Annotated in this window: 24 protein-coding genes and 1 pseudogene; 15 read left to right on the forward strand and 10 right to left on the reverse strand. The window is 75.3% G+C overall.

Annotation, left to right across the window (positions count from 1 at the left end; translation table 11 throughout):
• Window positions 1-12: 12 nt before the first annotated feature.
• Window positions 13-939, reverse strand: a complete 927-nt coding sequence (locus ACI79G_RS15485; RefSeq protein WP_456882008.1) for a hypothetical protein — start codon at window positions 937-939, stop codon at window positions 13-15.
• 240 nt (window positions 940-1179) lie between these two features.
• Here ACI79G_RS15485 and ACI79G_RS15490 point away from each other — a divergent pair, with 240 nt between their 5' ends.
• The 10 genes from ACI79G_RS15490 to ACI79G_RS15535 all read left to right on the forward strand — a co-directional run bounded on the left by ACI79G_RS15490 (window position 1180) and on the right by ACI79G_RS15535 (window position 9863).
• Window positions 1180-1803 carry a hypothetical protein gene (locus tag ACI79G_RS15490; protein WP_456882009.1) on the forward strand — a complete coding sequence of 208 codons (624 nt, stop codon included), beginning with the start codon at window positions 1180-1182 and terminating at the stop codon, window positions 1801-1803.
• A gap of 263 nt (window positions 1804-2066) precedes the next feature.
• Window positions 2067-3305: a polyhydroxyalkanoate depolymerase gene (locus tag ACI79G_RS15495; protein WP_456882010.1), complete on the forward strand. Its 1239-nt coding sequence runs from the start codon at window positions 2067-2069 to the stop codon at window positions 3303-3305.
• 105 nt (window positions 3306-3410) lie between these two features.
• The gene (locus ACI79G_RS15500) at window positions 3411-4955 is read left to right on the forward strand and encodes an acyl-CoA synthetase (RefSeq protein WP_456882011.1); all 1545 of its coding nucleotides are present in this window, start codon (window positions 3411-3413) and stop codon (window positions 4953-4955) included.
• A 119-nt stretch (window positions 4956-5074) separates the two neighbouring features.
• Complete coding sequence (locus ACI79G_RS15505) at window positions 5075-5536, forward strand: ester cyclase (RefSeq protein ID WP_456882012.1); 462 nt, start codon at window positions 5075-5077, stop codon at window positions 5534-5536.
• Between the two features lie 180 nt (window positions 5537-5716).
• Window positions 5717-6145 carry a nucleotidyltransferase family protein gene (locus tag ACI79G_RS15510; RefSeq protein ID WP_456882013.1) on the forward strand — a complete coding sequence of 143 codons (429 nt, stop codon included), beginning with the start codon at window positions 5717-5719 and terminating at the stop codon, window positions 6143-6145.
• Between the two features lie 160 nt (window positions 6146-6305).
• Entirely contained in the window at window positions 6306-6494 is a 189-nt protein-coding gene (locus ACI79G_RS15515) for a type II toxin-antitoxin system Phd/YefM family antitoxin (protein ID WP_456882014.1), read from the forward strand.
• Window positions 6495-6744: 250 nt separating this feature from the next.
• Window positions 6745-7185 carry a VOC family protein gene (locus tag ACI79G_RS15520; protein ID WP_456882015.1) on the forward strand — a complete coding sequence of 147 codons (441 nt, stop codon included), beginning with the start codon at window positions 6745-6747 and terminating at the stop codon, window positions 7183-7185.
• Between the two features lie 83 nt (window positions 7186-7268).
• Entirely contained in the window at window positions 7269-8612 is a 1344-nt protein-coding gene (locus tag ACI79G_RS15525) for an ABC1 kinase family protein (RefSeq protein ID WP_456882016.1), read from the forward strand.
• Between the two features lie 112 nt (window positions 8613-8724).
• Window positions 8725-9558 (forward strand): ATP-binding protein, encoded by an 834-nt coding sequence (locus tag ACI79G_RS15530; RefSeq protein ID WP_139177087.1) that lies wholly within the window; start codon window positions 8725-8727, stop codon window positions 9556-9558.
• 8 nt (window positions 9559-9566) lie between these two features.
• Window positions 9567-9863, forward strand: coding sequence for a hypothetical protein (locus ACI79G_RS15535; RefSeq protein WP_456882017.1), 297 nt, complete (start codon window positions 9567-9569; stop codon window positions 9861-9863).
• Window positions 9864-9871: 8 nt separating this feature from the next.
• Here ACI79G_RS15535 and ACI79G_RS15540 read toward each other — a convergent pair whose 3' ends face one another.
• Window positions 9872-10318, reverse strand: a complete 447-nt coding sequence (locus ACI79G_RS15540; RefSeq protein ID WP_456882018.1) for a hypothetical protein — start codon at window positions 10316-10318, stop codon at window positions 9872-9874.
• A gap of 310 nt (window positions 10319-10628) precedes the next feature.
• Here ACI79G_RS15540 and ACI79G_RS15545 point away from each other — a divergent pair, with 310 nt between their 5' ends.
• Window positions 10629-10952: a PIN domain-containing protein gene (locus ACI79G_RS15545; protein WP_456882066.1), complete on the forward strand. Its 324-nt coding sequence runs from the start codon at window positions 10629-10631 to the stop codon at window positions 10950-10952.
• A 49-nt stretch (window positions 10953-11001) separates the two neighbouring features.
• Here ACI79G_RS15545 and ACI79G_RS15550 read toward each other — a convergent pair whose 3' ends face one another.
• Entirely contained in the window at window positions 11002-12408 is a 1407-nt protein-coding gene (locus ACI79G_RS15550) for a DUF4407 domain-containing protein (RefSeq protein WP_456882019.1), read from the reverse strand.
• A 184-nt stretch (window positions 12409-12592) separates the two neighbouring features.
• On the opposite strand from ACI79G_RS15550, the gene ACI79G_RS15555 reads away from it, so the two are divergent.
• Complete coding sequence (locus ACI79G_RS15555) at window positions 12593-13708, forward strand: hypothetical protein (protein WP_456882020.1); 1116 nt, start codon at window positions 12593-12595, stop codon at window positions 13706-13708.
• Between the two features lie 9 nt (window positions 13709-13717).
• Here ACI79G_RS15555 and ACI79G_RS15560 read toward each other — a convergent pair whose 3' ends face one another.
• Window positions 13718-14098 (reverse strand): hypothetical protein, encoded by a 381-nt coding sequence (locus ACI79G_RS15560; RefSeq protein WP_456882021.1) that lies wholly within the window; start codon window positions 14096-14098, stop codon window positions 13718-13720.
• A 105-nt stretch (window positions 14099-14203) separates the two neighbouring features.
• Here ACI79G_RS15560 and ACI79G_RS15565 point away from each other — a divergent pair, with 105 nt between their 5' ends.
• Together ACI79G_RS15565 and ACI79G_RS15570 are read left to right on the forward strand one after the other, a co-directional pair.
• On the forward strand, window positions 14204-14986 hold the full coding sequence (locus ACI79G_RS15565) for an alpha/beta fold hydrolase (RefSeq protein WP_456882022.1): 783 nt from the start codon (window positions 14204-14206) through the stop codon (window positions 14984-14986).
• A 124-nt stretch (window positions 14987-15110) separates the two neighbouring features.
• Window positions 15111-15539: a DUF3237 domain-containing protein gene (locus tag ACI79G_RS15570; protein WP_456882023.1), complete on the forward strand. Its 429-nt coding sequence runs from the start codon at window positions 15111-15113 to the stop codon at window positions 15537-15539.
• Between the two features lie 32 nt (window positions 15540-15571).
• On the opposite strand, the gene ACI79G_RS15575 is transcribed toward ACI79G_RS15570, so the two are convergent.
• Window positions 15572-16165, reverse strand: coding sequence for a TIGR03086 family metal-binding protein (locus ACI79G_RS15575; RefSeq protein WP_456882024.1), 594 nt, complete (start codon window positions 16163-16165; stop codon window positions 15572-15574).
• A 178-nt stretch (window positions 16166-16343) separates the two neighbouring features.
• On the opposite strand from ACI79G_RS15575, the gene ACI79G_RS15580 reads away from it, so the two are divergent.
• Window positions 16344-17444 (forward strand): transglycosylase domain-containing protein, encoded by a 1101-nt coding sequence (locus ACI79G_RS15580; protein ID WP_456882025.1) that lies wholly within the window; start codon window positions 16344-16346, stop codon window positions 17442-17444.
• A gap of 375 nt (window positions 17445-17819) precedes the next feature.
• Here the strand turns inward: ACI79G_RS15580 and ACI79G_RS15585 are convergent, their stop codons facing one another.
• From ACI79G_RS15585 to ACI79G_RS15605, 5 genes and pseudogenes are all read right to left on the reverse strand, one after another.
• Window positions 17820-18824, reverse strand: a complete 1005-nt coding sequence (locus ACI79G_RS15585) for a hypothetical protein (protein WP_456882026.1) — start codon at window positions 18822-18824, stop codon at window positions 17820-17822.
• Window positions 18817-19857, reverse strand: a complete 1041-nt coding sequence (locus ACI79G_RS15590) for a hypothetical protein (protein ID WP_456882027.1) — start codon at window positions 19855-19857, stop codon at window positions 18817-18819. The genes ACI79G_RS15585 and ACI79G_RS15590 overlap by 8 nt, the downstream gene beginning before the upstream one ends.
• A pseudogene (locus ACI79G_RS15595) lies at window positions 19854-21380 on the reverse strand (UGSC family (seleno)protein). The gene ACI79G_RS15590 and the pseudogene ACI79G_RS15595 overlap by 4 nt, the downstream one beginning before the upstream one ends.
• Window positions 21266-22330, reverse strand: a complete 1065-nt coding sequence (locus tag ACI79G_RS15600) for an acyl-CoA dehydrogenase family protein (RefSeq protein ID WP_456882028.1) — start codon at window positions 22328-22330, stop codon at window positions 21266-21268. Before ACI79G_RS15600 ends, ACI79G_RS15595 begins: the two are co-directional and overlap by 115 nt.
• Entirely contained in the window at window positions 22327-23460 is a 1134-nt protein-coding gene (locus tag ACI79G_RS15605; protein ID WP_456882029.1) for an acyl-CoA dehydrogenase family protein, read from the reverse strand. Before ACI79G_RS15605 ends, ACI79G_RS15600 begins: the two co-directional genes overlap by 4 nt.
• Window positions 23461-23516: the final 56 nt, after the last annotated feature.

The following is a 23516-nucleotide window of genomic DNA, read 5'->3' on the forward strand; positions in this document are numbered from 1 at the left end:
CGCCGGAGTCACTCACGCTGCGAGTCGGTCGGTGAGAGTGGTGGCCGCGGCAATCGTCTCCTCGGACAGGACCGTCACGCGCCCGTCCTCGTCGACCACCGGACATGCGATGACGGCGGCCATGGCCGTGGCGAGCCCCGCGAGCTCGGCCACGAGGGCGCGTTGCTGCGGCGTGTACGTCGAGTAGTCGTCGTTCTGGTCGATCAGTGTCGTGAGCTTCTTCAGCCGCGGACGCCCACACGCTCCGAGGGCCCGGACGACCCGGGACGTGTCCCAGATGCGCTTGATGGCGGCGTCGACCTTGGCGACCTGGACGGCCATCTCGCTCTCAGCAGCCACGAGCTCCTGCTGGACCTTGAGCTGTTTCTGGTACGCCTCCTCGCCCTTCCACCAGAGGACGCCGTAGGTGAGGAGGACCGCAGGGGCGGCCACGACTCCGGCCAACACCGCCGTCCCACCCGCGACCCCCAGTCCGCCGGCCGCGAGCGAGCCACCACCCAGCCAGGCGAGCGTCGCGCTGGTGGCTGCTGCGCCGCTGAGAGCGGAGATCGCCGTCCCCGTCGAAGCAGCGGCCAGCGCACCCACGGCGGCGAAGGTCATGCCACCCGCAGCTGCCCCAGCTGCACTGCCCCCTGCAAGGGCGGCGAGGCCGTGAACGGCCTTGAAGCCGACGTCCCGCAGCCTGACGTCCATGGCCTTGAGCTCGGGAACTGCGGTGATGGTCGGCAGGTCGCTCAGCTCGATGTTGCGGAGCCGTGCGAACTGGCTCGCGAACGGGCTCAGATAGGTGTCGAACCCCTTGCGGTAGGCCTTGTCCAGCCTCTCGTGGGCTGCGGCCGCCCGCTCCTCGGCCTGGTTCTTGGCCCCGAGCAACTCGTCCCGCGCCTTGCGATTCTCCTCTGCCAGGCTCTGGGCATCGAACATCGGGAACAAGCGCATCGGACACTCCTGGTTGGGCGATCGTCACAGGCGGCATTGCAGACTGACACGAACGTTGAGTGAGTCGGCGAAAGCGGAACGTGTTGTGCCGCGAAGGGGTGATTTGGCCGGTAGTCGGCCGTGCGATGCGTCTTTCCAGGAGTGCCGTAAGCGGCAAGTGAGCCGTTGCCTCGCGGGTCGGCGGCCGAGAAGCTGACCCGCGAGGCGATGCCGCCGGGGCGCCGCCCGAACGGAGGTGGCATGTACGCCCGATCCACCAGCATCCGCGGCAACCTCAGCAACCTCGACGCCGGCATTACGTACGTGCGCGACGAGGTGATGCCGGCGGTGCAGAAGACCGATGGCTGCGTCGGCCTGTCGCTGCTCGCGGACCGCGACAGCGGCCGCTGCATCGTCGCGACCTCCTGGGTCGACGAGCAGGCCATGCGCGCCACCGCCCACGAGGACCGCACCGTCCAGCACCGCCTCATGCACACCCTCGGCGGCGAGCACGCCGACGTCCAGGAGTGGGAGATCGCGGTCCTCCACCGGGAGCGCCCCGCCGGGGACGGCGCCGGCGCGCAGGTCACCTGGGCGCGCATCGCACCGAACCACCTCGACGACCTGCTCGACGCCTACCGGCACAACCTGCTGCCCAAGCTCCAGGAGCTGCCCGGCTTCTGCAGCGTCAGCATGCTGGTCGACCGCCGCCTCGGCCGGACCGTCAGCGTCACCAGCTTCGAGAACCGCGACGCCGCGGGGCTGGTGCGCAAGCACGCCCGGTCCCTGCGCGAGCAGTTCGCCCAGGCCATGGGCGCCAGGATCGTGGACGTCGCCGAGATGGACCTCGTCCTCGCCCACCTGCACGTCCCCGAGGCCGTGTAGAAACCGCACGACGCACAGCGCCCCGGCGACCGCGGTCGCCGGGGCGCTCCCGCGAGGAGTACCGGACCCGGCCCCAGCGCCGGCCAGCAGTGCACCGGTGCTGGTGTGACAGCTGCTGCACACGGGACACCGGTGCCGCGACACGTGCCCGCCACGTCGCCCGAATCGAGGCCCCGCCGCGCCACCGTCGTTCACAGGGGTTAACGTTCCCGACAGGTGACCTAGGTCACTTGACAAACAGCACCCCAGCGACAGGCAGGCCGATGCTCTACACCGCTTACGAGATGAACCGCCGGATGGGAGCGCCCGTCGTCGCGGCGTCCGAGTGGACCGCCCGCGCGCTGCAGGGCCTGCCGACCCCGCTGAGCCGGACCCCGGCCGTCCGTCACATGCGGGCCGCCTGCGACATCCTCGCCAACGCGCGTCCCACCCACCACCGCCCGTCGTTCGGCATCACCACCGTGCCGGTCGGCGACCGCGAGGCGGACGTCTTCGAGCGCCCGGCCCTGAGGACGCCCTTCGGCACCCTGCTGCACTTCACCAAGCCCTCGGTACCCGGCCAGCCCCGCGTGCTCGTCGTCGGCCCCATGTCCGGCCACTTCACGACGCTCATCCGGCCGACGATCAAGACGCTGCTGTCCGACCACGACGTCTACGTCATCGACTGGCACAACGCCCGGGACATCCCCGCCGAGCACGGGCCCTTCGGGCTGGACGAGTACATCGACCACGTCATGCAGGCGCTGCGCCACCTCGGCCCCGGCACTCACATGCTGGCCGTCTGCCAGCCCGCGCCGCTGGTGCTCGCCGCCGTCGCCCTGCTCGCGGAGGCGGACGACCCCGCCGAGCCCGCCAGCGTCACCCTCATGGCCGGCCCCATCGACACCCGCGTCAACCCCAACCGGGTCAACACGTCGGCTGCCGACAAGCCGCTCTCCTGGTTCGAGCGCCGGGTCGTCGACACCGTGCCGAGCCGGTACGCGGGCGCCGGACGGCGGGTCTACCCCGGCGTCGTCCAGCTGACCGCCTTCATGTCGATGAACCCGAAGCGGCATCTCACCGCGCACGCGCGGATGTACCGCGACCTCGTCACCGGCAACGCGGACCGGGCCGCGACCACCCGCGCCTTCTACGACGAGTACGGCGCGGTCATGGACGTCCCCGCCGAGTTCTACCTGGAGACCGTCGGCCGCGTCTTCCAGCAGCACGACCTCCCCCGCGGCCGCTTCACCTGGCGGGGCAATCGCGTCGACCCCGGCGCCATCCGGAACGCCGCGCTGCTCACCGTGGAGGGCGCGAACGACGACATCTGCTCCCCCGGCCAGACCGAGGCGGCCCACGGGCTGTGCACCGGGATCCCCGAGGAGCGCAAGCGCCACCACCTGCAGGAGAAGGTGGGCCACTACGGCGTCTTCAGCGGGTCCCGCTGGGAGTCCGAGGTCTACCCCGTCGTCCGGGAGTTCATCGCCTCCACCCGGGACCGGGAGCGGACGGCCTCCTAGCGCTGGGACGAGGGGCGGGCGGCCGCGGGACCCAGAGCCGTCCGCCCCTGGCGACGCGGGCGCCGCCGGCGCCATGATCCGGACCCACCGGATCGGGAGGTCGCCGTGTACCTCACCCAGGGGCTGCACCGCTCCGTCCAGCAACGCCCGCACGAGATCGCCACGGTCTGCGCCGGCCGCACCCGGACCCACGCCGAGTCCGTCGACCGGATCGCCCGGCTCGCCGCCGCTCTCCGGCAGCTCGGGATCCGGGACGGCGAGCGCGCGGCCATCCTCTCGCTGAACTCCGACCGCTACGCCGAGGTCCTCGCCGCGACGCTGTGGGCCGGCGGCGTCGTCGTCCCGGTCAACATCCGGTGGAGCGTCCCGGAGATCGCCGACTCGCTCGCCGAGGTCGACGCCCGGGTCCTCGTCGTCGACGACGTCTTCGTGCAGTGCACCGAGGGCATCCGGGCGGGCCACCCGTGGCTGCGGCACGTCGTCCACGCGGGCGACGGCCCGACCCCCGACGGCATGGTCGCCTTCGAGCAGCTGGTGGAGACGCACGAGCCGGTCGAGGACGCCCGCCGCGGCGGGGACCAGCTCGCCGGCGTCTTCTACACCGGCGGCACCACCGGCCGGGCCAAGGGCGTGATGCTCAGCCACGACAACCTGCTGACGTCGTCCATGGGCGCGCTGGCCACCGAGCACTTCGCGCCCGGCGGCCTGCTCCTGCACGCCGCGCCGATGTTCCACCTCGCCGCCTTCTCGACCTGGGTCACAGGCGGCGTGGTCGGCGGCACGCAGGTGGCGATCCCGGTGTTCGACCCGGTCGCCGTGCTGGCCGCCGTCCAGGAGCACGGCATCACCGACGTGATGCTGGTCCCCACGATGATCCAGCTGGTGGTCGACTCCCCTCGGGTCGACGAGTTCGACCTGACCAGCGTGCAGCGGGTGATGTACGGGGCCTCCCCCATGTCCGATGCGCTGCTCGGCCGGGCGGTGAAGGCGCTGCCCAACGCGCGTTTCATGCAGGCCTACGGCATGACGGAGCTCGCCCCCGTGGCGACCCTCCTCACGTCCGACGACCACGAGGACCCGCGGCACCGGCGCTCCGTCGGCCGCGCCGCTCCGCACGCCGAGGTGCGCGTCGTCGGCCCGGACGACGTCGAGCTGCCCCGCGGCGAGGTCGGGGAGATCGTCGTCCGCGGCGGGCACGTGATGCTCGGCTACTGGGGTCGGCCGGAGGAGACCGCGGAGGCGCTGCGCGGCGGCTGGATGCACACCGGCGACGCCGGCCGGATGGACGACGAGGGCTACGTGTACCTCACCGACCGCCTCAAGGACATGATCATCTCCGGCGGGGAGAACGTGTACTCGGTCGAGGTGGAGAACGTCCTCGCCCAGCACCCGGCCGTGGCCACCTGCGCGGTCATCGGCGTCCCCGACGAGACCTGGGGCGAACGCGTGCACGCCGTCGTCGTCCCGGCGGCCGGCGCCGCCGTGCCCCTCGAGGAGCTGCGCGCCTTCTGCGCCGACCGGATCGCCGGCTACAAGGTGCCGCGGTCGATGGACGTCGTCGACGCACTGCCGGTCTCCGCGGCCGGCAAGGTGCTCAAGCGGGCACTGCGCGAGCCCTACTGGGCCGGGCAGGAACGCGCCGTCCACTGACTGCGCCCGGCGATCCGATCGGCTGCTCCCGCCCCAGGGAGGGGCCGACGCCCCTGGTCCGGCACGTCGGCCCGAGGAGCATCGGGGACGTCGCGGACGCACGAGGAAGGAGTCGTGTCATGACCCGGACCACGAGCTCGGCGGTCTCGAAGGACCGGGCGCGTGAGGCGATGACCCGCTTCATGGCTGCCTGGGAACAGGGCGACGTGTCCGCTGTGGACGACGTCTTCGCGGAGGACCTCGTCTACCACGGGCCCCCGTTCCCGGACATGGGCCGGGCCGAGCTGCGGGAGTTCATCACCAGCTTCCGGACGGGCTTCTCCGACATCCACGTCCAGGTGCACGAGCACGTCGTCGACGGGACCACCTCCGTGCACCGCTGGACGGCCGAGGCCGTCCTCTCCGGGACGACGCAGTTGCTCCCGGGCGTGGACCCGACCGGGAACCACACGTCCGCCGAGGGGGCGCACGTCCTGCACTGGACCGGGGACCAGGTGTCCGAGGCCTGGCACCTCGGCGACTGGCTCGGCTGGTTGACGAGAGCCGGAGTGCTGCCACCCGTGCCGGGGGCGGGCGGCTGACGGACCACCTGGGGACAGCCGCGGGCCACCGGCCGGGCGGGAGCGCGCTGCCCAGTGACCCCGCAGTCGCAGCGGGTGCTGCAGTCGGTGGCCCAGGCGGCCGGCTCCGCCGTCCCGGCGCCGGCAGGGCATCACTCCGTGCGGCTCCCCGGTGGAGCACCCGTCTCCTGCTCCCGGGCCGTGTCCGTCGCCGATCCGCTCGACCGTCTGCGCGCCGCCGCCGACGACGGGCGGCCCGAGGATCTGGCGCGTCGGCACGGCGTCACGCTGGTCACCGTCTTCGGCAGCGCCGTCCGCACCCCGGAGCGGGCCCGGGACCTCGACGTCGCCGTGTCCCTCCCCGCAGGGACACACGGGCTGCTGGCACTGGTCGGGGAGCTCGCCGACCTGACCGCCAGTGACGACGTCGACGTGCTGGTCCTCGACGGCGCCTCCCCGACGGCGCGGTTCTCCGGACTGGTCGGCGCGCAACCCCTGTACGAGGCATCGGCCGGCCTCTTCGCGCGAACACAGATGGCTGCGGCCCTCGAGTTCTACGAGACGGCGTGGCTGCGCGACCTCGACCTGCAGCGGATGGCGACCGGGCCCGGTCGCTCACCGCGACCCTGACCGGAGGCTCCGGTTCGCGAGTGCGACGGTCGCGGTCCGGCATCGCTGTGTCCCCGGCGAAGCGGTCGCCGGCACCTTGCTGACGGTGGGCACGGTCAGGCAGTGAGGTGCGTGATCGGGCTACGGTCCCCGTCACGACGTGGCCCCAGGGGAGGTGGGAGTGGAGTCGGTCGGCATCCGACAGCTGTGCGACGGCCTGAGCCGGTACCTGGCCGAGGTGCGCGCCGGGCGCAGCGTCACCATCACCGACCACGGCCGCCCCCTCGCCCGGATCGTCCCGGTCGACGAGCCCGGCCCGTTGGAGCGGTTGATCTCGGAGGTACGCGTACAGCCGGCCCGGTCAACGTGAGCGGTCGGTGCCCCGACCCGTCGAGGCCTCGGGAACGGTCAGCGACCTGGTGGCCGAGCAGCGCAGGTGATCGTCTGCTCCGGCACGTCGGCCGTGGTGCCGCCGCTCATCCAGGAGCCCGGGACCGACGGCCCCTTGTGACGGTTCGTTGCGCGGTGGAGCCTGCTATTCCGCGACCGTGTCAGCCGGCCATCAGGCCGCCCGTCGAGGCCGGCCGCGGGAGCTCGGTGCGAGCAGCCAGGAGGGCAACGTGACCGTTCCGACGCGAGGACGACCGGCCATCAAGGGCTTCCACCACTTCTCGATCACCGCCACGGACCAGGACGCCAGCGTCGCGTGGTACCAGCGCGTCCTGGGGCTCGAGCCGCTCCCGATGACGTTTCCGCACTACGGCTCGGAGGAGTCCGGACACGCGGTCGTGCTCATCGAGCCCAGTCAGGGATGGGCGATCGGGATCCACCGCCACGCCACGAACCCGGGCACGCCGGCCAGCGAGACGGCGACGGGCCTGGACCACTTCGCGTGGGCGGTGTCCTCGCGGGAGGACCTCGACACCTGGGCCTCCTGGCTCGACGAACTGGGCGTGGCGCACGCCGGTGTCACCGACACGACGGACCCCATGCCGTACTCGGTGCTCGTGTTCCGGGACCCGGACAACATCCAGCTGGAGCTGGTCCACCTGCCGGGTTGATCCTCGGGCCGCCTGCCCCCCCCCCCCGGCGCGGACGACGCCGTGATGGCCGACGCCCTCGTCGAGGGCGCTACGGTCCGCCGGTGACCTCGGAGGACGGCCGGCCGCCGCGGGGCCGCCTGGCCCGGACGGCGCGGCTCGCCGCACTGCCGGCCGCGTACGCCGGGCGCACCGCCCTCGGGGTCGGCAAGCGGATCGGCGGCCGCCCCGCCGAGGTGGTCGCCGCGCAGGTGCAGCAGCGCACGGCCGAGCAGCTATTCGCCGTCCTCGGCCAGCTCAAGGGCGGCGCCATGAAGGTCGGCCAGGCGATGTCGGCCATGGAGGCCGCGCTGCCCGAGCAGCTGGTCGGCCCCTACCGCGAGGCGCTGACGCGACTGCAGGAGGCGGCCCCGGCCATGCCGGCCGACCTGGTGCACCGGCAGCTCGAGCAGTCGTTCGGCGCCGACTGGCGGCGGCTGTTCCGCGACCTCGACGACCGGCCGGTCGCGGCGGCCAGCGTGGGGCAGGTGCACCGCGCCACCTGGTCCGACGGCAGCCCGGTGGCGGTGAAGGTCCAGTACCCCGGCGCCGGTGAGGCGCTCGTCGCCGACCTCGGGGTGCTGCAGACGCTGACGCCGCTCCTGCAGGCGGCCGTGCCCGGCCTCGACGCCCGGCAGCTGCTCGCCGAGCTGCGCGACCGGCTCGTCGAGGAGGTCGACTACGTCCGGGAGGCCGAGGCCCATACGGCGTTCGCCGACGCCTACCGCGACGACCCGGACATCGCCGTCCCCGACGTGCTGGCCGTCGCAGGCCAGGTCCTGGTCACCCGCTGGGTCGACGGCACCCCCCTGTCGCGGGTCATCGCCGGCGGCACCCGGGCCGACCGGGACCACGCCGGCCGGCTGCTGGTGCGCCTGCTCGCCTCCGCGCCGGTGCGCGCCCGCCGACTGCACGGCGACCCGCACCCCGGCAACTTCCGGCTGCTGCCCGACGGGCGCCTCGCCGTCCTCGACTTCGGGGCGACCGAGGCCCTGCCGCGCGGCTGGCCGGCCCGGCTCGGCCCCCTGCTCGCCGCCGGGCGGGACGGCGACGCCGCGGCCCTGCACCGCCTCGCCGCCTCCGCGGGACTGCTGCGGCCGGACCAGGTCACCCCGCAGGCCCTGCTCGCGCTGCTCGACCCCTACCTGCGGCCGCTGCGCAGCCCGGCCCACCGCTTCACGAGGGCGTGGCTGCAGGAGCGGACCCGGCTCGCCTCCGACCCGTTCAGCGCCGCCGCCCGCACCCAGCGCCGGCTGACCGTCCCGCCGCGCCACCTGCTGCTCCAGCGCGTGGCCGCGGGGCTGGCCGGCGTCCTCTGCTCGCTGGACGCCACCGTGGCCGTCGACGCCGAGCTCCGGCGGTGGCTGCCCGGCTACGACACCTCCGGGGACGCGGGCACCGGGCGCTGACGGCGGCGACCGGTCCTGACGCAGCGCGGCCGAGCGACACCACCACTGGTCACGGACGAGGACGACGCCGTCACTCGCTGAGTGTCAGACCCTCGTCGATGATGTATCGGAGATGACCAGGACCGATTGCGTCGACATCACGGTCTGCACGAACGGCGTGTTGACGTACGACGAGATCGGCGGACACCTGCGCCCCTCGGGCACCGGATCCGTCGAGATCGACCTGACCGGCCTGAAGTTCATCGACCCGGCCGGGCTGGTGAGCCTCGCCGTCATCGCCGAGCGGGCGACGCTGCTGCACCGCCCCGTCCGCTTCCGCAAACCCGAGGGCGGGGACGTCGCGAACTACCTCACCCGGATGCGGCTCGGCGAGCAGCTCACCGGGCTCGACGTGGTCCACGACCTGCCCCAGGTGCGGGAGCGCCGGCTCGGCCACCGCCTCGTCGAGCTGCGCCGCTTCGACGGGGAGGCCGGGCTGGACACCGTCGCCGCCGCCCTCGTGCAGACCTACGTCGACGACCACCCCGAGCTGATCCAGCCGCTGTACGCGGCGCTCGACGAGATGGCCCGGAACGTCCTGGAGCACAGCACGCGGTCGCACGGCTACGTGGCGCTGCAGCGGTACGACAACAGGGGCGACATCTCGTTCGCCGTGGGTGACAGCGGCATCGGGCTGCGTGAGCGACTCGCCGCGGTGTTCCCCGTGCCCGACGACCGGACGGCGATCGTGCGCGCGGCCCAGGTGAACGTGACCTCGATCGGCCGCCCGGGCCGCGGACGCGGGATCAGCCGGGTCATCGGCATCACCGGCGAGCACCGCGGCAGCGTGACGCTCATCAGCGGAGCGGCCAGCGGCACCTTCCGGCGCGGTCACCTGGACCCCGAGCTGAGCGATCTGCCCGCGTCCTATCCCGGTACGCTCGCCCACGTGCGCCTGAGCCTGTGAGGAGGTCGATGACCGTGCCTGCTGTCCTCCCACCGATCGAGGTCCCGCAGCTGAGCGGCGGCCGCGAGCGCGCCCGTGCCCTCGTCGACGGCCTCGCGGACCGCATGTCCGGCGCCACCATCGTGGTGGACTTCCGCCGCATGGTCGCCGGCACCCCGTCCTTCGCCGACGAGCTCATCACCCGCGTGCTCGTCGACGGCGGCGCCGCGCTGCTGCGCGCCGAGCACGTCACCCGGGAGTTCGGCGAGTACCTCGTCGAGGCGGCCCGGGACCACGGGGTCGCGGAGCGCCTGCAGACCGCCTGAGCGGTACGTCAGTCCGTGGCGCGGACGGCCTCGCCCGTCACCCGCATCGCCGTCTCCCACGCCTCCGCCTCCGCCGCGGCGGTGCCGGAGTCGTCGCCCTGGAACCAGGGCAGTGCGGCCGCCTCCCACGCCAGCGCGGCCTCCCGTGCGGCGGACGACGACACGCGGTGCACGAGCATCTGGTACCTCGCCCGGGCGGCCGAGAGCTGCTGCTCCGTGCTCCGCAGGGGCAGCAGCTGGGTCCTGTCCCGGTCCAGCGCCGCCCGGTAGTCGGCCATGGCGGCCTGCAGCTCGATCAGGGTGTCGCGCTGGAACTGGTGCGTCGCGCGCTCCCGCTGCTCGTGCCGTGCCCGCGCCGCGGCACGGGCCTTGAGGGACTCGGCGGTGGCCTGGGCCGCGACCGTGAGCAGCCCGCCGGCCACCACCCCGATGAAGGCCCAGACGGCTGTGCTCACTGCGCACCCCCTCGCGCACTCACAGTCAAGGCTAGGGCCGGGGTACGACGAGAACCCCGCCGTTCACCCGCGCCGCCCGAACGGGGCACCGCGACTCAGTCCAACGGGGAGCGCCCGGTCGGCGTCCCCACGCAGGGTGACGGTCGAAGGCCTCCGCGTTGCATCCGGGGAGCCCCCGCGGCATCCCCCTCGAGAGGACCTGCGTGCCCTCACCGGGGACACCGACGAGCTCGGGCCCATCAGGTGAGTCGCGGCCTCCTGGACACCGGCGTCCTCATCGACCGGAGGGCCGGGGCGGGACGTCTCAGCCCTGCCTGACGAGGTCGTCGTCTCCGTGGTCACCTACGGCGAGCTGCGCGCCGGCGTCCTCGCCGCCGCCGACGTCTCGGTGCGGTCCCGCAGACCGTCCACCCTGCAGACCGTGGCCGAGCTCCACCCTCTCCCCGTCGACACGGCCGTCGCCGACGAGTGGGCCCGGCTGCGGCTCCTCCTGGCCACGGCTGGACGACGGGTCGACGTGAACGACACCTGGATCGCCGCCACCGCGCTCGCGCACGACGTCCCGGTGGTCACCCAGGACACCGACCACGCGGCACTCGCAGGGATCAGCGACCTGCGCGTCATCCCCGTCTGACCCCGCGCGTGCGCGCCTGCGGCGGGCCGTCGGTCCCGGGGGTCCGTGCTCACACGCCGGCAGGCACGCGATCGGACGGACGGCGGCGGGCACCGAGCACGGTGCGGGCCAGGCGCATCGGGCCGGTGTCCCAGGGCCGCAGCGTCTCCACCGCGGACGGCGCAGGCGCCTCGGCCGCCGCGGCGGCCCGCTCGGCCGCGCGGACAGCGGCCGCCCGCTCGGCCGCGGCGGCCGCCTCGGCGGCCTCGCGCCGGGCGATGATCGCCTGCTTCTGCCGGTCGATCCGCTCCCGCTCGGCCATCACGAGCATCTCCTCGCGGGCCGCGGCCACGGTCAGCCGCGACTCCTTCTGCAGCTCCTCGATCTCCACGTCGCCGGAGTCGCGCAGCGCCGCGAGCTTGTCGTAGGCCGAGGGCGGGCCGAAGTTCAGCAGCAGCTTCATCAGCACCGGCAGGATCTCGATGCTCATGAACAGCAGCGACAGCATCACCTGCGCGGCGGCCAGGGTGGCGTTGCGGTCACCCAGCCGGTCGAGCGCCTCCAGCCGCGCGAGGATCCCCGCCGACTCCTCGTTGGTCGCGTCGAACGCCGTCTGCAGCCGGGTCTGCTCCGCGGTCAGCCGCTGGAGCTCGGCCCGGTCGGACTCCAGCGAGGCCGACGCCAGCTCCGCGGCCCGCCCCTCCGCCGCCGAGGCGGCCGTCGTCGCCGCGTCCAGCGCCGACCGCGCCGACTCCACCACCGCGGCCTGGGCGTCCGCCGCCGCCCGCGCCTCGACGTACGCCTGACCGGTCCCGGCGTCCCCGGTGCCGCAGGTGCCGTCCAGCTCGCACTGCGCCTTGGCCTCCAGCTCGCGCTGGGTGGCCAGCGCCGCGTCGTAGGCCTGCTGGGCGGCCGTCGCGTCGCCGTGCACGACCGCCAGCTGCGGGTCCGCGACGCCGCCGGAGGCCACGATCGACTCCTGCAGCGCCACCTGCTCCCGCAGCTCGGGGAGCCCGGCGAAGCGCGCGTCGGTCTCCAGCGACTCCCGGTAGGCGTCGGCCGCCTCGGCCTGCATCGCCTTGACCTCGGTGTCGATCTCCGAGGAGAACACCTGCAGCGTCAGCGGGGTCGCGATCACCGCGCCCAGGATCAGCGCCAGCCCCACCCGGGGGACGGCGAGCACCAGGTTCCGCTTCAGCGAGGCGTCGTGCGCCATCCCGACCAGCAGCATCCGGTCGAGGTTGACCACGACCGCGCCCCAGCCCAGGCCGACCAGCAGCGCCAGCGGCCACCACACGCCCAGCGCCATCGCCACGGCGAACGCCATCGAGACGACGGCCAGCCCACCGGTGCTCAGGAGGACGCCGCCGAGCGCCACGAACCGCGGTCGCGCACCGGGCGCGGCCTCCAGCACGTCGGGGCGGGCGCCTCCGAGCACCGCCAGGCCGTCACCGAGTCGTCGCTGCCATGCCGCCATACCGAGCCACTCCCGCGACGACGGGGGTAGAGATCGGTCCGTCGTCTCCCCCGGCTCATCGGCACCCGTCCGGCGTGTCCGGACGAGCCAGTCACACCCGCCCCAGCTGCGACACGACCGCCCGCCCGAGTTGCCGCGCTCCCGACCTCGGCGGAGGCTCGCGTCTCCCGACCCCGGAGCCGTCATGCCCCGCGTCCGCCGCACCGCCGCGGTCCTCGCCGTCGTCCTGGCGGCCGCCGCCTGCACCAGCGACGGCGACGCGGGCCCCTCCCGGCGCACCGGCACCGACGGCGGCCCCGCCCTGCTCGGCACCGTCGACCTCGACGCGGCCGTCGGCGGCGACGCCCGGCTGCTCGACCTCGCCGCTCCCCCCGGCGGCGACCCGGTCGCCCTGCTGGGCGACGGCGGCACGCGCGGCTGGCTGGTGCGGGTCGGCTCGGGTGGGGACGGCCCGATGGCCACGACGCTGCTCGAGCTGCCCGCGGTCGGGGACGACGCCGAGCTCACCGTCCTGGCCGACGGCTCGTTCCTCGTCGCCAACACCAGCCCGACCACCGGGTACCAGCTGCTCACCGTCCGGCCCGACGGGCAGGCCACCGTCACCGCCCTCGGCGTGCGTCCCGAGCGGGCGCCCACCGCCCTCTCCCCCGACGACCGCACGCTCTACGCCGCGCTCACCCTGCCCGACGCCGGCCCCGCGCAACTGCTCGCCGTCGACCTCGCCGCAGGCGTCGTGTCCCGCACCGCGCCCGTCGTCCCCGAGGGCACGGTCACCGCGCTCGCGGCCCGCCCGGACGGCGGTCTGGCCGCGCTCGTCGACAGCGGGGGACGCGCCCTGCTCACCAGCTACGGCGCCGACCTGCGCCCGGTGGGTGAACCGGTCGACCTCGCGCCCGACGCCCCGGTCGGCGTCCCGGCCGACGTCGACGTGACCGCCGACGGCACCGTGGTCGCCACCGCCCACGTCAGCGACGGCCGCGAGCTCGGCCGGCTGGTCACCGTGGTGGACGGCGCGGTCGCGACCTCGGTGGAGCTGGACGGCGTGGGCGACTCCGCGCTCGCCGTCGTCGTCTCCCCCGACGGCGGCACGGCGTGGGTGCCGCAGGCCGACCTCTCCTTCCCCGCCGAGCTGGTCATGGTCGACCTGGCCAGCGGGAAGCGGGTGTCGGCGGTGCCGCTGTGCACGGGTGCGGCCGTGCTGGGCGACGTCGCCCCGCTCGACGGGAACGCCGGACTCGTGGCCACCGGCTCGTGCGTGGACGGCGACGGCCCGCAGGCCACCGCCTTCCTCGTCGGGTGAGCGGCGGGCTCAGCCCTTCATCGACCGGACGACCAGCGCGGCTGCGCCGTAGGCGAGCGAGCTGGCGACCGCCCGCAGCGTGGTCGCCCGTCCGGCCTGCGCAGCCGCCGCGAGCGCGGTCAGCGCGTCGATCGCGTTCATGCCGGCCACCACGGCCAGCCCGCGGTCGACCTCCTCGTCGGTGCGCGCGGTCAGCGCCAGGACCGAGATCGCCAGCGCCCGGCTGCCGAACAGCCGCTGCAGCTGCAGGCCCGCCGGGGTGACCGGGACGCCGTAGGTCCCGGCGACCACCCTCGGCGCGACGACGCTGGTGAGCCCGAAGGCCGCCCCCGTGGCGCCCAGCGCTCTCGCCAGCTGCTGCTTCGACATCCCCGCGACCGTCGTCGCCATGGCGCACCTCCTGGAGGCCGACCCGACGGCTCGGCTCACCGTCTGCCGGGAGTCAACCAGCAACGCCGTCCCCGCGCAGCCGACGCTGGTGGCTACCGTCGCGCCATGGCTGCCGACCCCGGTGCGGGTCCACACCCGCCGCCCGACGTCGCGCTCGCCCACCGCCGCACCAGCTGGGGCGTCATGCGCAGCCGCACGGTGGGCACGCCGCGCGCGGGCGTCCCCGAGGTGGTCGTCGTCCCCGGCCTGGCCGTGGCCGACTACCTCGAGCCGGCGCTCCGCGAGCTCGGCGCCTGGACCCGCGCCCACCTGGTCGAGCTGCCCGGCTTCTCCGGCAGCGGCGAGCCGCCGCACCCGCTGGACGTCGCCCAGTTCACCGACGCCGTGGTGCAGTGGCTCGACGCCGGCGGCCTCGGCGGCGTCGTGCTCGCCGGGCACTCCAGCGGCACGCAGGTGGCGGCGCGGGTGGCGGTCCGCCGTCCCCGGGACGTGCGGGCCCTGGTCCTGGCCAGCCCCACGATCGACCCGCGCTACCGCAGCCTGCGCCGGGTGCTGCTGGCCTGGCGCCGCAACCACGCGCTGGAGCCGCCGAGCCTCGACGCGCAGCACACCTCGGAGCGGCAGCGCGCCGGACTGCGCCGGGTCCGGCACGCGCTCTCGGCGCACCTCGCCGACGCCCTCGAGGACGTCGTCCCGCAGGTGCAGGCGCCGGTGCTCGTCCTGCGCGGGGACCAGGACCGCCTGTGCACGCAAGCGTGGGCACGCGAGCTCGCCGCCCTGGCGCCGGACGGCCGGTTCTGCGCCGTGCCCGGCGCGCACAGCTTCGTGTGGACGGCGCCGGGCGCCTGGTCCGCCCCGATCGAGCGCCTGGCCCGCGAGCTGCCCTGACCGAGCCGCCTGCATCGACGGCACCTCGGGGAGGCGACCCCCGGCCCAGGGTCGTCCGCCTCTGGCCGCGCGGAACGCGCCGGGGACACGGTGGGACGGCGGGTACGAGGGTCAGGGAGGCGCGATGGCGATCGAGCTGGTGCCGCTGTGCACGATGCGGGTGCAGCTGAAGCCGCCGATCGAGGTCGGATCGGGGCCGGGGGGAACTCGGCTAATCTTCGAGGCCGAGAGTTTCAAGTTCGACGGGGACCGCTTCAGCGGGGAGATGGTGGGGTCCGCGTCCGGGGACTGGCTGCTCGTCGGACCCGAGGGCACGGGGACGCTCGACGTCCGGGCGACGTTCCGCACCCACGACGGTGCGATCGTCTTCGGCCAGTACCACGGCAGACTGGACGCCTCGAAGGGTCTGGAGCCACCGATGACGATCTACGTCACCCCGCGCTTCGAGACGGGCGATGAGCGCTACACGTGGCTCAACCGGGTCCAGGCGGTCGGCAAGGGCGTCGTCCACGAGGACCTCACGATCGACTACGAGTGGTACGAGCTGCGCTAGTGGTCCGGAGCTGACGTCCGGCGCAGCCGTCGTCAGGACGTCGTCCCTGCCGGCGGGTGCCAGGCGGGGTCGCGGCCGGTGAGGCCGAGCAGCCGGTCCAGCGGCGGGGCGTCGTCGGGCACGGGCACCGCCGGGCCGAAGAGCCCGGGCGTGGGCCCCTGGGCGGCGGCCTGGGCGGCGAACTCGGTGCACGCCGCCACCGATGCCGGGTCGGCCGTGTCGTCCTGCCCGGTGGCGACAGCGAGGTCCCAGCCGTGCACAAGCACCTCGTCCAGCGTCACGACCGCTGCGACCGGCGCGGGCATGACCACGCCTCCAGCCTCCGCGGTCCCCTCCCACGCCGAGGGCCGCTGCCACGCCTCCACCAGTGCGTCGAGCTGGGCGGGGATCCGGGTGCGCCAGTCGGGCGGGAGGTCGTCGGGCGACGCGGACGGCCCGCCGGACACCGGCGTCTTCTCCGCGGCCATGCGGAAGGCCGTGGTCAGGCCCACCACGTGCGCGAGCAGCCCCGCGACCGGGGTGCCGTCGCACGGGGTCGGGCGGCCGAGCTGGTCGTCGCGGATGCCGGTCACCACCCGGGCCAGCTCGGCCGCCTGCGGGGCGAGGTCCAGCCGTGTCGTCTCCATGGGAGGTCAGACCGGCCGGCGCCCCGGAAGTCACCGCGCGGCGGCGCCTTCGACGAGAACACCGGTGACTACGCGGACGACGTCGTCGTCTTCGCGCACCTCACAGGCTGAGCTCCCCGGTCCTCACGCTGCGCCGTCTTACCATGACGGTTCGCGCCCCCAGGGAGAACACCACCCCATGCCGTACGGCTCACCGGATCGCTGGCCCGCCGTCCGCCGCCGCCGGACCCGTGGCACCACGACCGCCGACCGGCCCGCGGACGACTGGTCCGGGTACGACGACGGCTCGGCCCCGGTCCCGCCGCGCTCGTCGTGGGACGACGTCGCCGACCGGTACGGGTACGACGGCTACGGCCCGGCGCCGGACGAGCAGCCCGCGCGCCGGTGGCGCCGCCGCAGCCGGGACGAGCCGCGCCCCGCCGGCGGACGACGGGACCGCGACGAGCGGCCCGACCGGCCCCGCTCCCGCTCCCGCCGGCTGCTCGCCGGGCGGATCGCGAAGGTGCTCGCGGTCGGCTTCGCCGTCCAGGCGCTGGTGATGGTGTCGCTGCGCTGGGTCGACCCGCCGACGACGGCGTTCATGGCGGCCAACCCGGACGGCGCGATCCAGCAGTCGGTGCCGGTCGAGCACGTCTCGCGCAACTTCCTCGCCGCGGTCATCGCGCACGAGGACGCCAAGCTGCCCTACCGCGCCGGCGCCTTCACCTGGGGCGAGATGGTCGCCCGCGCCCAGGCGCACCTCTCCGGCGGGGAGGACCCGTCGGGCTCGACCATCCCGCAGCAGGTCGCCAAGAACCTCTTCCTGAACCAGGAGATGAGCGCCTGGCGCAAGGCGGTCGAGGCCGGGCTGTCCGCGGAGCTGGCCCTGGCCCTCGACGACCGGCGGATGCTCGAGCTCTACGTCAACTACGCCCAGTTCGGACCGTCGCTGTACGGGGTCTGCGCGGCCAGCTGGTACTACTTCGACCGCCCGCCGCAGGACCTCCCGGTCGAGCAGGCCGTGCAGATCGTCGGGCTCCTGCCCTCCCCCGGCCACGTGCAACGCGCGCCCGGCGGCGGCCTGGACTTCGACGTCGCCGACGGTCAGGGCTGGCTCTCCCGTTCGCACGTGATCAACGCGCAGAAGCGGGTGCCGCGGCACATCGAGCGCCTCGGGTTCCAGCCGGTCGAGGACGCCGGGGTGACCGGCCTGGCCAGCGACCAGCCCCCCTCCGGCGACGACTGCTCGACCCGGCCGCAGGCGGTCGCCGACCTCATCGCCGCCGAGGGCACTGCCTGACGCAACCTCTCCCCCTGCCCACGGTGCGGGGCAGGGGCTGACGCAACCTCTCCCCCTGCCCACAGTGCGGGGCAGGGGCTGACCCAACCTCTCCCCCTGCCCACGATGCGGGGCAGGGGGAGAGGTTCTCGGAGGAACACCGTCCCCGCGAACCTCCGCCCCTGCTCACAGGTGGGAGCAGGGGCGGAGGTTGCCGAGGTGCACCTGCTGCGGGCTCGACCTGCGTCGTCGTCCGGGTCGCCGGTGGCGTCGCGAGGTCGGGCCCATGGCCGTCGCCGGGCGGCACACCGTCGCCGACGAGCTGACCGGGCCGGGCCGGGAGCGGCTCGCCCGACGGCTCGCGGCCCGAGCGGCGGCCCGAGCGGCGGACGGCGGTCAGAGCGGGCGGACGGCGGCGGTGACCGAGCGGGTCCCGCCCATCCACGTCGGCAGCACCGCTGCCTTCACCCCGGGCCCGCCGGTGACCACGACCCGGACGTCGTCGGCCGAGGCCGCCACCCGCACGTCGCCGGCCCCGTAGGCGGACGACACCCCGGCCAGCCGCGCGGCCCCAGCGGCGAGCACCGCGTTGCCCTCCGCGAACAGGAACCCCGACACCTCCTCCGGGCCCCACCCGTGGCCGTGCAGGAACCCGGCCGGCTCCGGTGGCAGCAGCACGAACTGCTCGCCGTCGCGGGAGCAGCCCGGGTCGCCGGCGGCCAGCGCGACCCCCGCCAGGGCCGCGGCGGCCGGCGCGAGGACCTCGGCCGGCGTCCGGTAGCCCGACGCCGGCAGCACCTCGAGCACCCCGCTCGCCCCGACGACGGTCACCGCGTCGCCGTCCGCCGGAGGCGGGAAGGGCCCCGGCAGCGACGCGGTGCAGCACGTGTACTTGCCCGGCCAGCCGATCGTCGCCATGTCGGTCAGCCCGGCCCGCGCACCGCCGATGCCGGCCAGCGCCAGCGACACCGCCCGCCCGACGCAGGCGTTCGCCCGCGACCCCGGGCCCAGCCCGCCCGTCGACGTCAGCCCGAGGGCCGCCGCGACCGGGCCGTGCACCAGCACCACCACCGCGGGCGACCCGGTCGTCGTCGCGATGCCCAGCAGGTTGAACCGCGGCTCCAGCGCCGCCCGCACCGCGGCCACCACGACCGGCAGCTCGGCCGGCCGGCACCCGGCCAGCACCGCGTACCAGGCGACCGCCCGCACGGTCAGCTCGCCGAACAGCGGCGGTACCTGCCCGAGGACGGCGTCCGGCGTGGCGACGCCGTCCACCATCGCCGCGAGCCGGTCGGCGGTGGGCGGCACCACCGGCAGCCCGTCGCCGTGCCCGGCGGCGAGCAGCTCGGCCGCCACCGCGGCGGGGTCGGCGTCCGGCTCGACCAGCGGCCGGTCAGGCACGGCCCACGGGGCGGGAGGGCACCTGGCGCGACACCGCCGCCGTCGCCCCGAACGACGGGATCCACGCCGAGTGCTTCCCCGCTCCCCCGGCCACGAGCACGTGCAGCATCTCGGGGCCGGTGCTCACCGTGTACGCGTCGCCGTCGGGCACCACGCCCCAGTCCTCGAACTGCCGCTGGTTGGCCTCCGACACCCTCGACACCGGGATCCGCGCCCGCTCCCACAGCGCGTCGCGGACCGCCTCCGCCGTCCACCCGTCGCGGGCGAGGGTCGCCGCGTGCTCCGGACCCAGCACCAGGAAGTGCGGGCCCTTCACGTACACGTTGTTCGACCCCGGCTGGGCCATGGTCCCGGCGATGGTGAGCAGCAGGTCCTCGGCCGTCGTCCCCCCGTGGTCGTTGACGTTGTGCGGCCCCTCCGTCGCCGCGACCGTCACCACCGACTCCTCCGGCGCGAAGCCGCGGCGCACCGAGTACGGCGGGAAGGGGCTCTCCTCCTCGTTCTCGCCGAAGCAGAAGGTGTACTTCGCCGGCCCGCCCTGCGTCGCCCGGTCCATGACGCCCGGCCGCGCCCCGCCGACGTGCGTGGTGACCAGCTGCACCGCACGGCCGATGACCGCGTTGGCCCGGGTGCCCTGGCCCAGGCAGTTGCCGCCGGAGTTGATGCCCAGCTCCGCGCGCACCGGGCCGCTCACGACGACCATCGGCGCGCACGGGTGCGTCGTGGCCAGCACGCCGTGCAGGTTGTACTCGGGTGCCTGCAGCGCGCGGACGGCGGCGAGCACCACCGGCAGGTCCGCCGGCCGGCAGCCGGCCATCACCGCGTTGGCGGCGAAGCTCTCGCGGGTCGGCACCAGCCCGGCCGGCGGCAGCGGCCCCAGCTCCAGGTCGATGCCGTCGAGCGCGGTGAGGGCCGCCGCCACCCGGGCCGGCGTCGGGGCCACCAGCGGCAGGCCGTCGCCCCAGCCGCGGCGGTACGCCTCCTCCTGCCAGCTCTCCTCGGTCACCCCGGGCAGCTCCAGCACGGCGCTCACGACGGACCCCTCACCTCGTCGGCCATCCGCAGCAGCTCGGCCGCCGCGCCCTCGATCCGCCCGGCCAGCTCCGCCTCGTTCAGCCCGCCCACCGGGTGCGGCACCACCAGGAGGCGCGGCTGCACCCGGCGCGCCTGGGCCTGCGCCTGCACCAGCGGCAGGAACGTCTCGGTCACCACCAGGGGTGCCACGACGCCGCGCCGCTCCAGTTCCACCGAGTCGTGGAGACTCCACGACGAGCACGAGCCCTAGTCGCCGACCGCCACCAGCACCATCTTGAAACGCTGCGACAGCCAGTCGATCTGGTCCGGGTCGGCCGGGACCGAGGCGCTGTCCTTGGCCGCGAAGCCCAGCTCCGGCAGCTCCCAGTGCGCCTGCAGCCGCGCGCCGAGCCCGCGCAGCAGCTCGGTCGCGTTCGGCTTGGAGTTGGTGAACAGCGCGACGTCGCGCCACGTCGCCGTGCTGCCGGTGGCCTCCACCGGCCCGGCGTCGTCCTCCGGCAGCACGCCGTACGTCGGGTCCACGACGCGCAGCGACCCCGCGCCCGCCGCCAGTGCCGCGACCGCGGTCTCGCCGGCGGCCCGACCGTCGGCCTCGGCGGCGGCCAGCGACTGCTCCGCCCCGGCGCGCGCGTCGCCGGCCACGAGGACGCCGTCCCCCGGGACCAGCCGGCCCTCCGCGTCGGCGGCCAGCCCCGCCACCAGGCCCTCCGGACCGCGGCGCCCGACGAACGGGAACACCCCCGCGACCGCCAGCTCGCGCTCGCCGTCGGCGGTGCGGACGACGACCCCCGACAGCACGCCCTCACCGCGCAGCGCGGTCACCGCCGCGCCGGTCACCACCTCGACCCGCTCGTCGGCCGCCAGCCGCGCCGCGCGAGCCGCCGACCACCGCGGCTCCCCCGGCACCAGCACGGTCACCGCCGACGCGTAGCCGGCCAGCTCGAGCGCCTCCTCCGCCGTCCACTCGTCGTCACCGACCACGGCGACCGGGCGGCCGCGGAACAGCGGCCCGTCGCAGCCGGCGCAGGTCGAGATCCCCCGGCCGACGAGCGCCTCCTCCTCCGGCAGCCCGAGCCGCCCGGCGGACAGCCCGGTCGCAACCACGACCGCGCCGGCGGTCACCTCGCCGTCGGCGGTCTCCAGCCGAGCCGGTGCACCGGTGTGCACGCGGGTGACCTCCGCGTACGCCAGACGGACACCGGCGTCCTCGGCCGCGGCGGTCAGCGCCGCCGTCAGCTCGGGACCGGTCCCGCCGGGGTGGTCGTGCAGCGCGGTCAGGTCGACCAGCTGACCACCGGGGCTTATCCGCTCGTAGGCGACGACGCGCAGCCCGTGCTCGGCGACGACCCGGGCGGCGACCAGGCCCGCGGTGCCGGCCCCGACGACGGCGACGTCCCAGTCGGTGCTCACGCCCGCAGCCCCGTCGAGATGCTCGGCCACAGCGCGTCGGCGCCCTCGGCGGCCAGCCGGTGGCCCAGCTCCCGGCTCCAGTACCGCTCGCCGCCGAACTCGTCGCGCCACGACCACAGCCGCCGGGTGAGCTGCCCGAGCTCGTACTCCTTGGTCATGCCGATCGCCCCGTGCGCCTGGTGGGCGGCCCGGGCGGCGACCGTCGCCGCCTCGCCTGCCGCCGCCTTGGCCGCGGCCACGTCGTCGAACGAGGGGTCCGGCCGGGCGTTCAGCGCGGCGACCTGCGCGGCCAGCCCGGCCAGCTGGGCCTCCTCCGCGATCGTCACCAGGTGCGCCTGCACCGCCTGGAAGCGGGCGATCGGTCGGCCGAACTGCTGGCGCTCGCCGGTGTAGCGCACGCTCAGCTCGGTCACGCGGGCCAGCGCGCCGGCGATCTGCGCCGAGCGGGCCAGCGCCCCGCGCAGCCGCAGCGCCGCGGGGTCCACGCCGTCCGGCGCGGGCGCCACCGCGTCGTCGGGCAGCTCGACGTCGTCCCACACGAGGGTGTCGCGCGGCTCGGCGGCGAGGTTGCGGCCGGGCGTGACGCCGGCCGCGGCGGTGGGCGCAGAGACGACGAACCGCTGCCCGCCGCTCTCGGCGACGGCGACCACCCGGGTGCTGCGCCCGCCCCACGGCACCCGGGACAGCCGCGCGGTGAGGCGCCGGCCGGTGAGCCGGACGGTGTCCTCGGGCCGGCCGACCGCCACCGACAGCGGGCCCTCGGGCAGCTCGAGGCCGGCCGCGGCCAGCGCCCAGCCGGCGAGCAGCCCGGTCTCGGCCAGCGGCACCGGGGCGGCGAACCGGCCGGCGACGGTCAGCAGCGCGCAGGCGTCGGCGACGTCCCCGCCGGAGCCGCCGGCCTCCTCGGGCACCGAGACCGCGGGGAAGCCGGACTCGGCCAACGCGTCCCAGAGCCGCTCGCTCCAGCCGGTCGCCTCCGCGGCGACGACGTCCTCGGGCGTGCACAGGTCGCGGAACAGGCCGGTCGCGACCTCGGTGAGCATCGTGCGGTCGTCGCTCATGCAGCCAGTCCCTTCGCGGCGACGGAGCGGAGGACCTCGGTGGTGCCGCCGCGCAGCGTGTACGACGGCGAGGTCAGCACCGCCTCGGCGAGCAGCGAGGAGAACAGCGAGCCGGAGCCCTGGTCGAGCTCGGTCTCGGCGGCGTCCCGCAGCGCCTCGACGAGGTCCTGCTCGAAGCGGGTGCCGACCTCCTTGACCAGCGCGGCCTCGACCGCCGGCGCCGCCCCGGCGTCGAGCAGGCGGGCGACCGACAGCGACAGGTGCCGGATGGCGCGGGCGCGGGCGGCCAGCCGGCCGAGGACCGCGGCCTCGTCGTCGGTCACCCCGGGACGCTCGCGCAGCCACTCGCGCAGCACGGGGAAGGTCGACAGCCAGCGGTCGGGGCCGCTGCGCTCGTAGGCCAGCTCGCTGGTCACCTGCTGCCAGCCGCTGCCGAGCTCGCCGAGCACCATGTCGTCGGGGACGAACACGTCCTCCAGCGCAACCTCGTTGAAGTGGTGGCTGCCGTCGAGGTACGGGATCGGAGAGATGCGCACGCCCGGCGCGGACAGGTCGACGACCAGCTGGGACAGGCCGGCGTGCTTGCGGCCCTCCTCCATCGGCGAGGTCCGGCACAGGACGGCGAAGAAGTGGTTCCGGTGCGCCTCGCTGGTCCACACCTTGGTGCCGGTGACCGTCCAGCCGCCCTCGACCCGGGTGGCGCGGGTGCGCACCGAGGCGAGGTCGGACCCGGAGTCGGGCTCGCTCATGCCCAGGGAGAAGTAGACCTCCCCCGCCGCGATGCCGGGCAGGAACCGCTGCCGCTGCTCCTCGGTGCCGCAGTGCAGCAGCGCCGGCGCGGTCTGCCGGTCGGCGACGAAGTGCGCCCCGATGGGCGCCCCGGCGGCCAGCAGCTCCTCGGCGACGACGAAGCGGTCGACGGCGCTGCGCCCGTGCCCTCCGTACTCCGGCGGGATCGCCATGCCGACCCAGCCGCGCTTGGCCAGGGTGCGGGAGAACTCCGGGTCGTGCCGGCCGGCGAAGCCGAGCGCCGGGCGGTGGTCGGGTGGCAGCTCGGCGGCCAGGAACTCGCGGACCTCGGCGCGCAGCGCCTCCTCGGCGGGGCTGAGCGCGGTGGGGGCGAACTGCACGGCATCCCTCCTGGGGTGGGCCCCGCCGGGCCGGCGCCGTCGCCGGCCCGGCGGGG

Source organism: Geodermatophilus sp. SYSU D00779, from assembly GCF_054050595.1.

What these genes read in the sequence shown, in the direction of transcription:
- ACI79G_RS15485 (WP_456882008.1), bottom strand. Translation starts at nt 939, where the DNA reads ATGCGCTTGTTCCCGATGTTCGATGCCCAGAGCCTGGCAGAGGAGAAT.
- ACI79G_RS15490 (WP_456882009.1), top strand. Translation starts at nt 1,180, where the DNA reads ATGTACGCCCGATCCACCAGCATCCGCGGCAACCTCAGCAACCTCGAC.
- ACI79G_RS15495 (WP_456882010.1), top strand. Translation starts at nt 2,067, where the DNA reads ATGCTCTACACCGCTTACGAGATGAACCGCCGGATGGGAGCGCCCGTC.
- ACI79G_RS15505 (WP_456882012.1), top strand. Translation starts at nt 5,075, where the DNA reads ATGACCCGGACCACGAGCTCGGCGGTCTCGAAGGACCGGGCGCGTGAG.
- ACI79G_RS15530 (WP_139177087.1), top strand. Translation starts at nt 8,725, where the DNA reads ATGACCAGGACCGATTGCGTCGACATCACGGTCTGCACGAACGGCGTG.
- ACI79G_RS15535 (WP_456882017.1), top strand. Translation starts at nt 9,567, where the DNA reads ATGACCGTGCCTGCTGTCCTCCCACCGATCGAGGTCCCGCAGCTGAGC.
- ACI79G_RS15550 (WP_456882019.1), bottom strand. Translation starts at nt 12,408, where the DNA reads ATGGCGGCATGGCAGCGACGACTCGGTGACGGCCTGGCGGTGCTCGGA.
- ACI79G_RS15555 (WP_456882020.1), top strand. Translation starts at nt 12,593, where the DNA reads ATGCCCCGCGTCCGCCGCACCGCCGCGGTCCTCGCCGTCGTCCTGGCG.
- ACI79G_RS15560 (WP_456882021.1), bottom strand. Translation starts at nt 14,098, where the DNA reads ATGGCGACGACGGTCGCGGGGATGTCGAAGCAGCAGCTGGCGAGAGCG.
- ACI79G_RS15565 (WP_456882022.1), top strand. Translation starts at nt 14,204, where the DNA reads ATGGCTGCCGACCCCGGTGCGGGTCCACACCCGCCGCCCGACGTCGCG.
- ACI79G_RS15570 (WP_456882023.1), top strand. Translation starts at nt 15,111, where the DNA reads ATGGCGATCGAGCTGGTGCCGCTGTGCACGATGCGGGTGCAGCTGAAG.
- ACI79G_RS15575 (WP_456882024.1), bottom strand. Translation starts at nt 16,165, where the DNA reads ATGGAGACGACACGGCTGGACCTCGCCCCGCAGGCGGCCGAGCTGGCC.
- ACI79G_RS15580 (WP_456882025.1), top strand. Translation starts at nt 16,344, where the DNA reads ATGCCGTACGGCTCACCGGATCGCTGGCCCGCCGTCCGCCGCCGCCGG.
- ACI79G_RS15600 (WP_456882028.1), bottom strand. Translation starts at nt 22,330, where the DNA reads ATGAGCGACGACCGCACGATGCTCACCGAGGTCGCGACCGGCCTGTTC.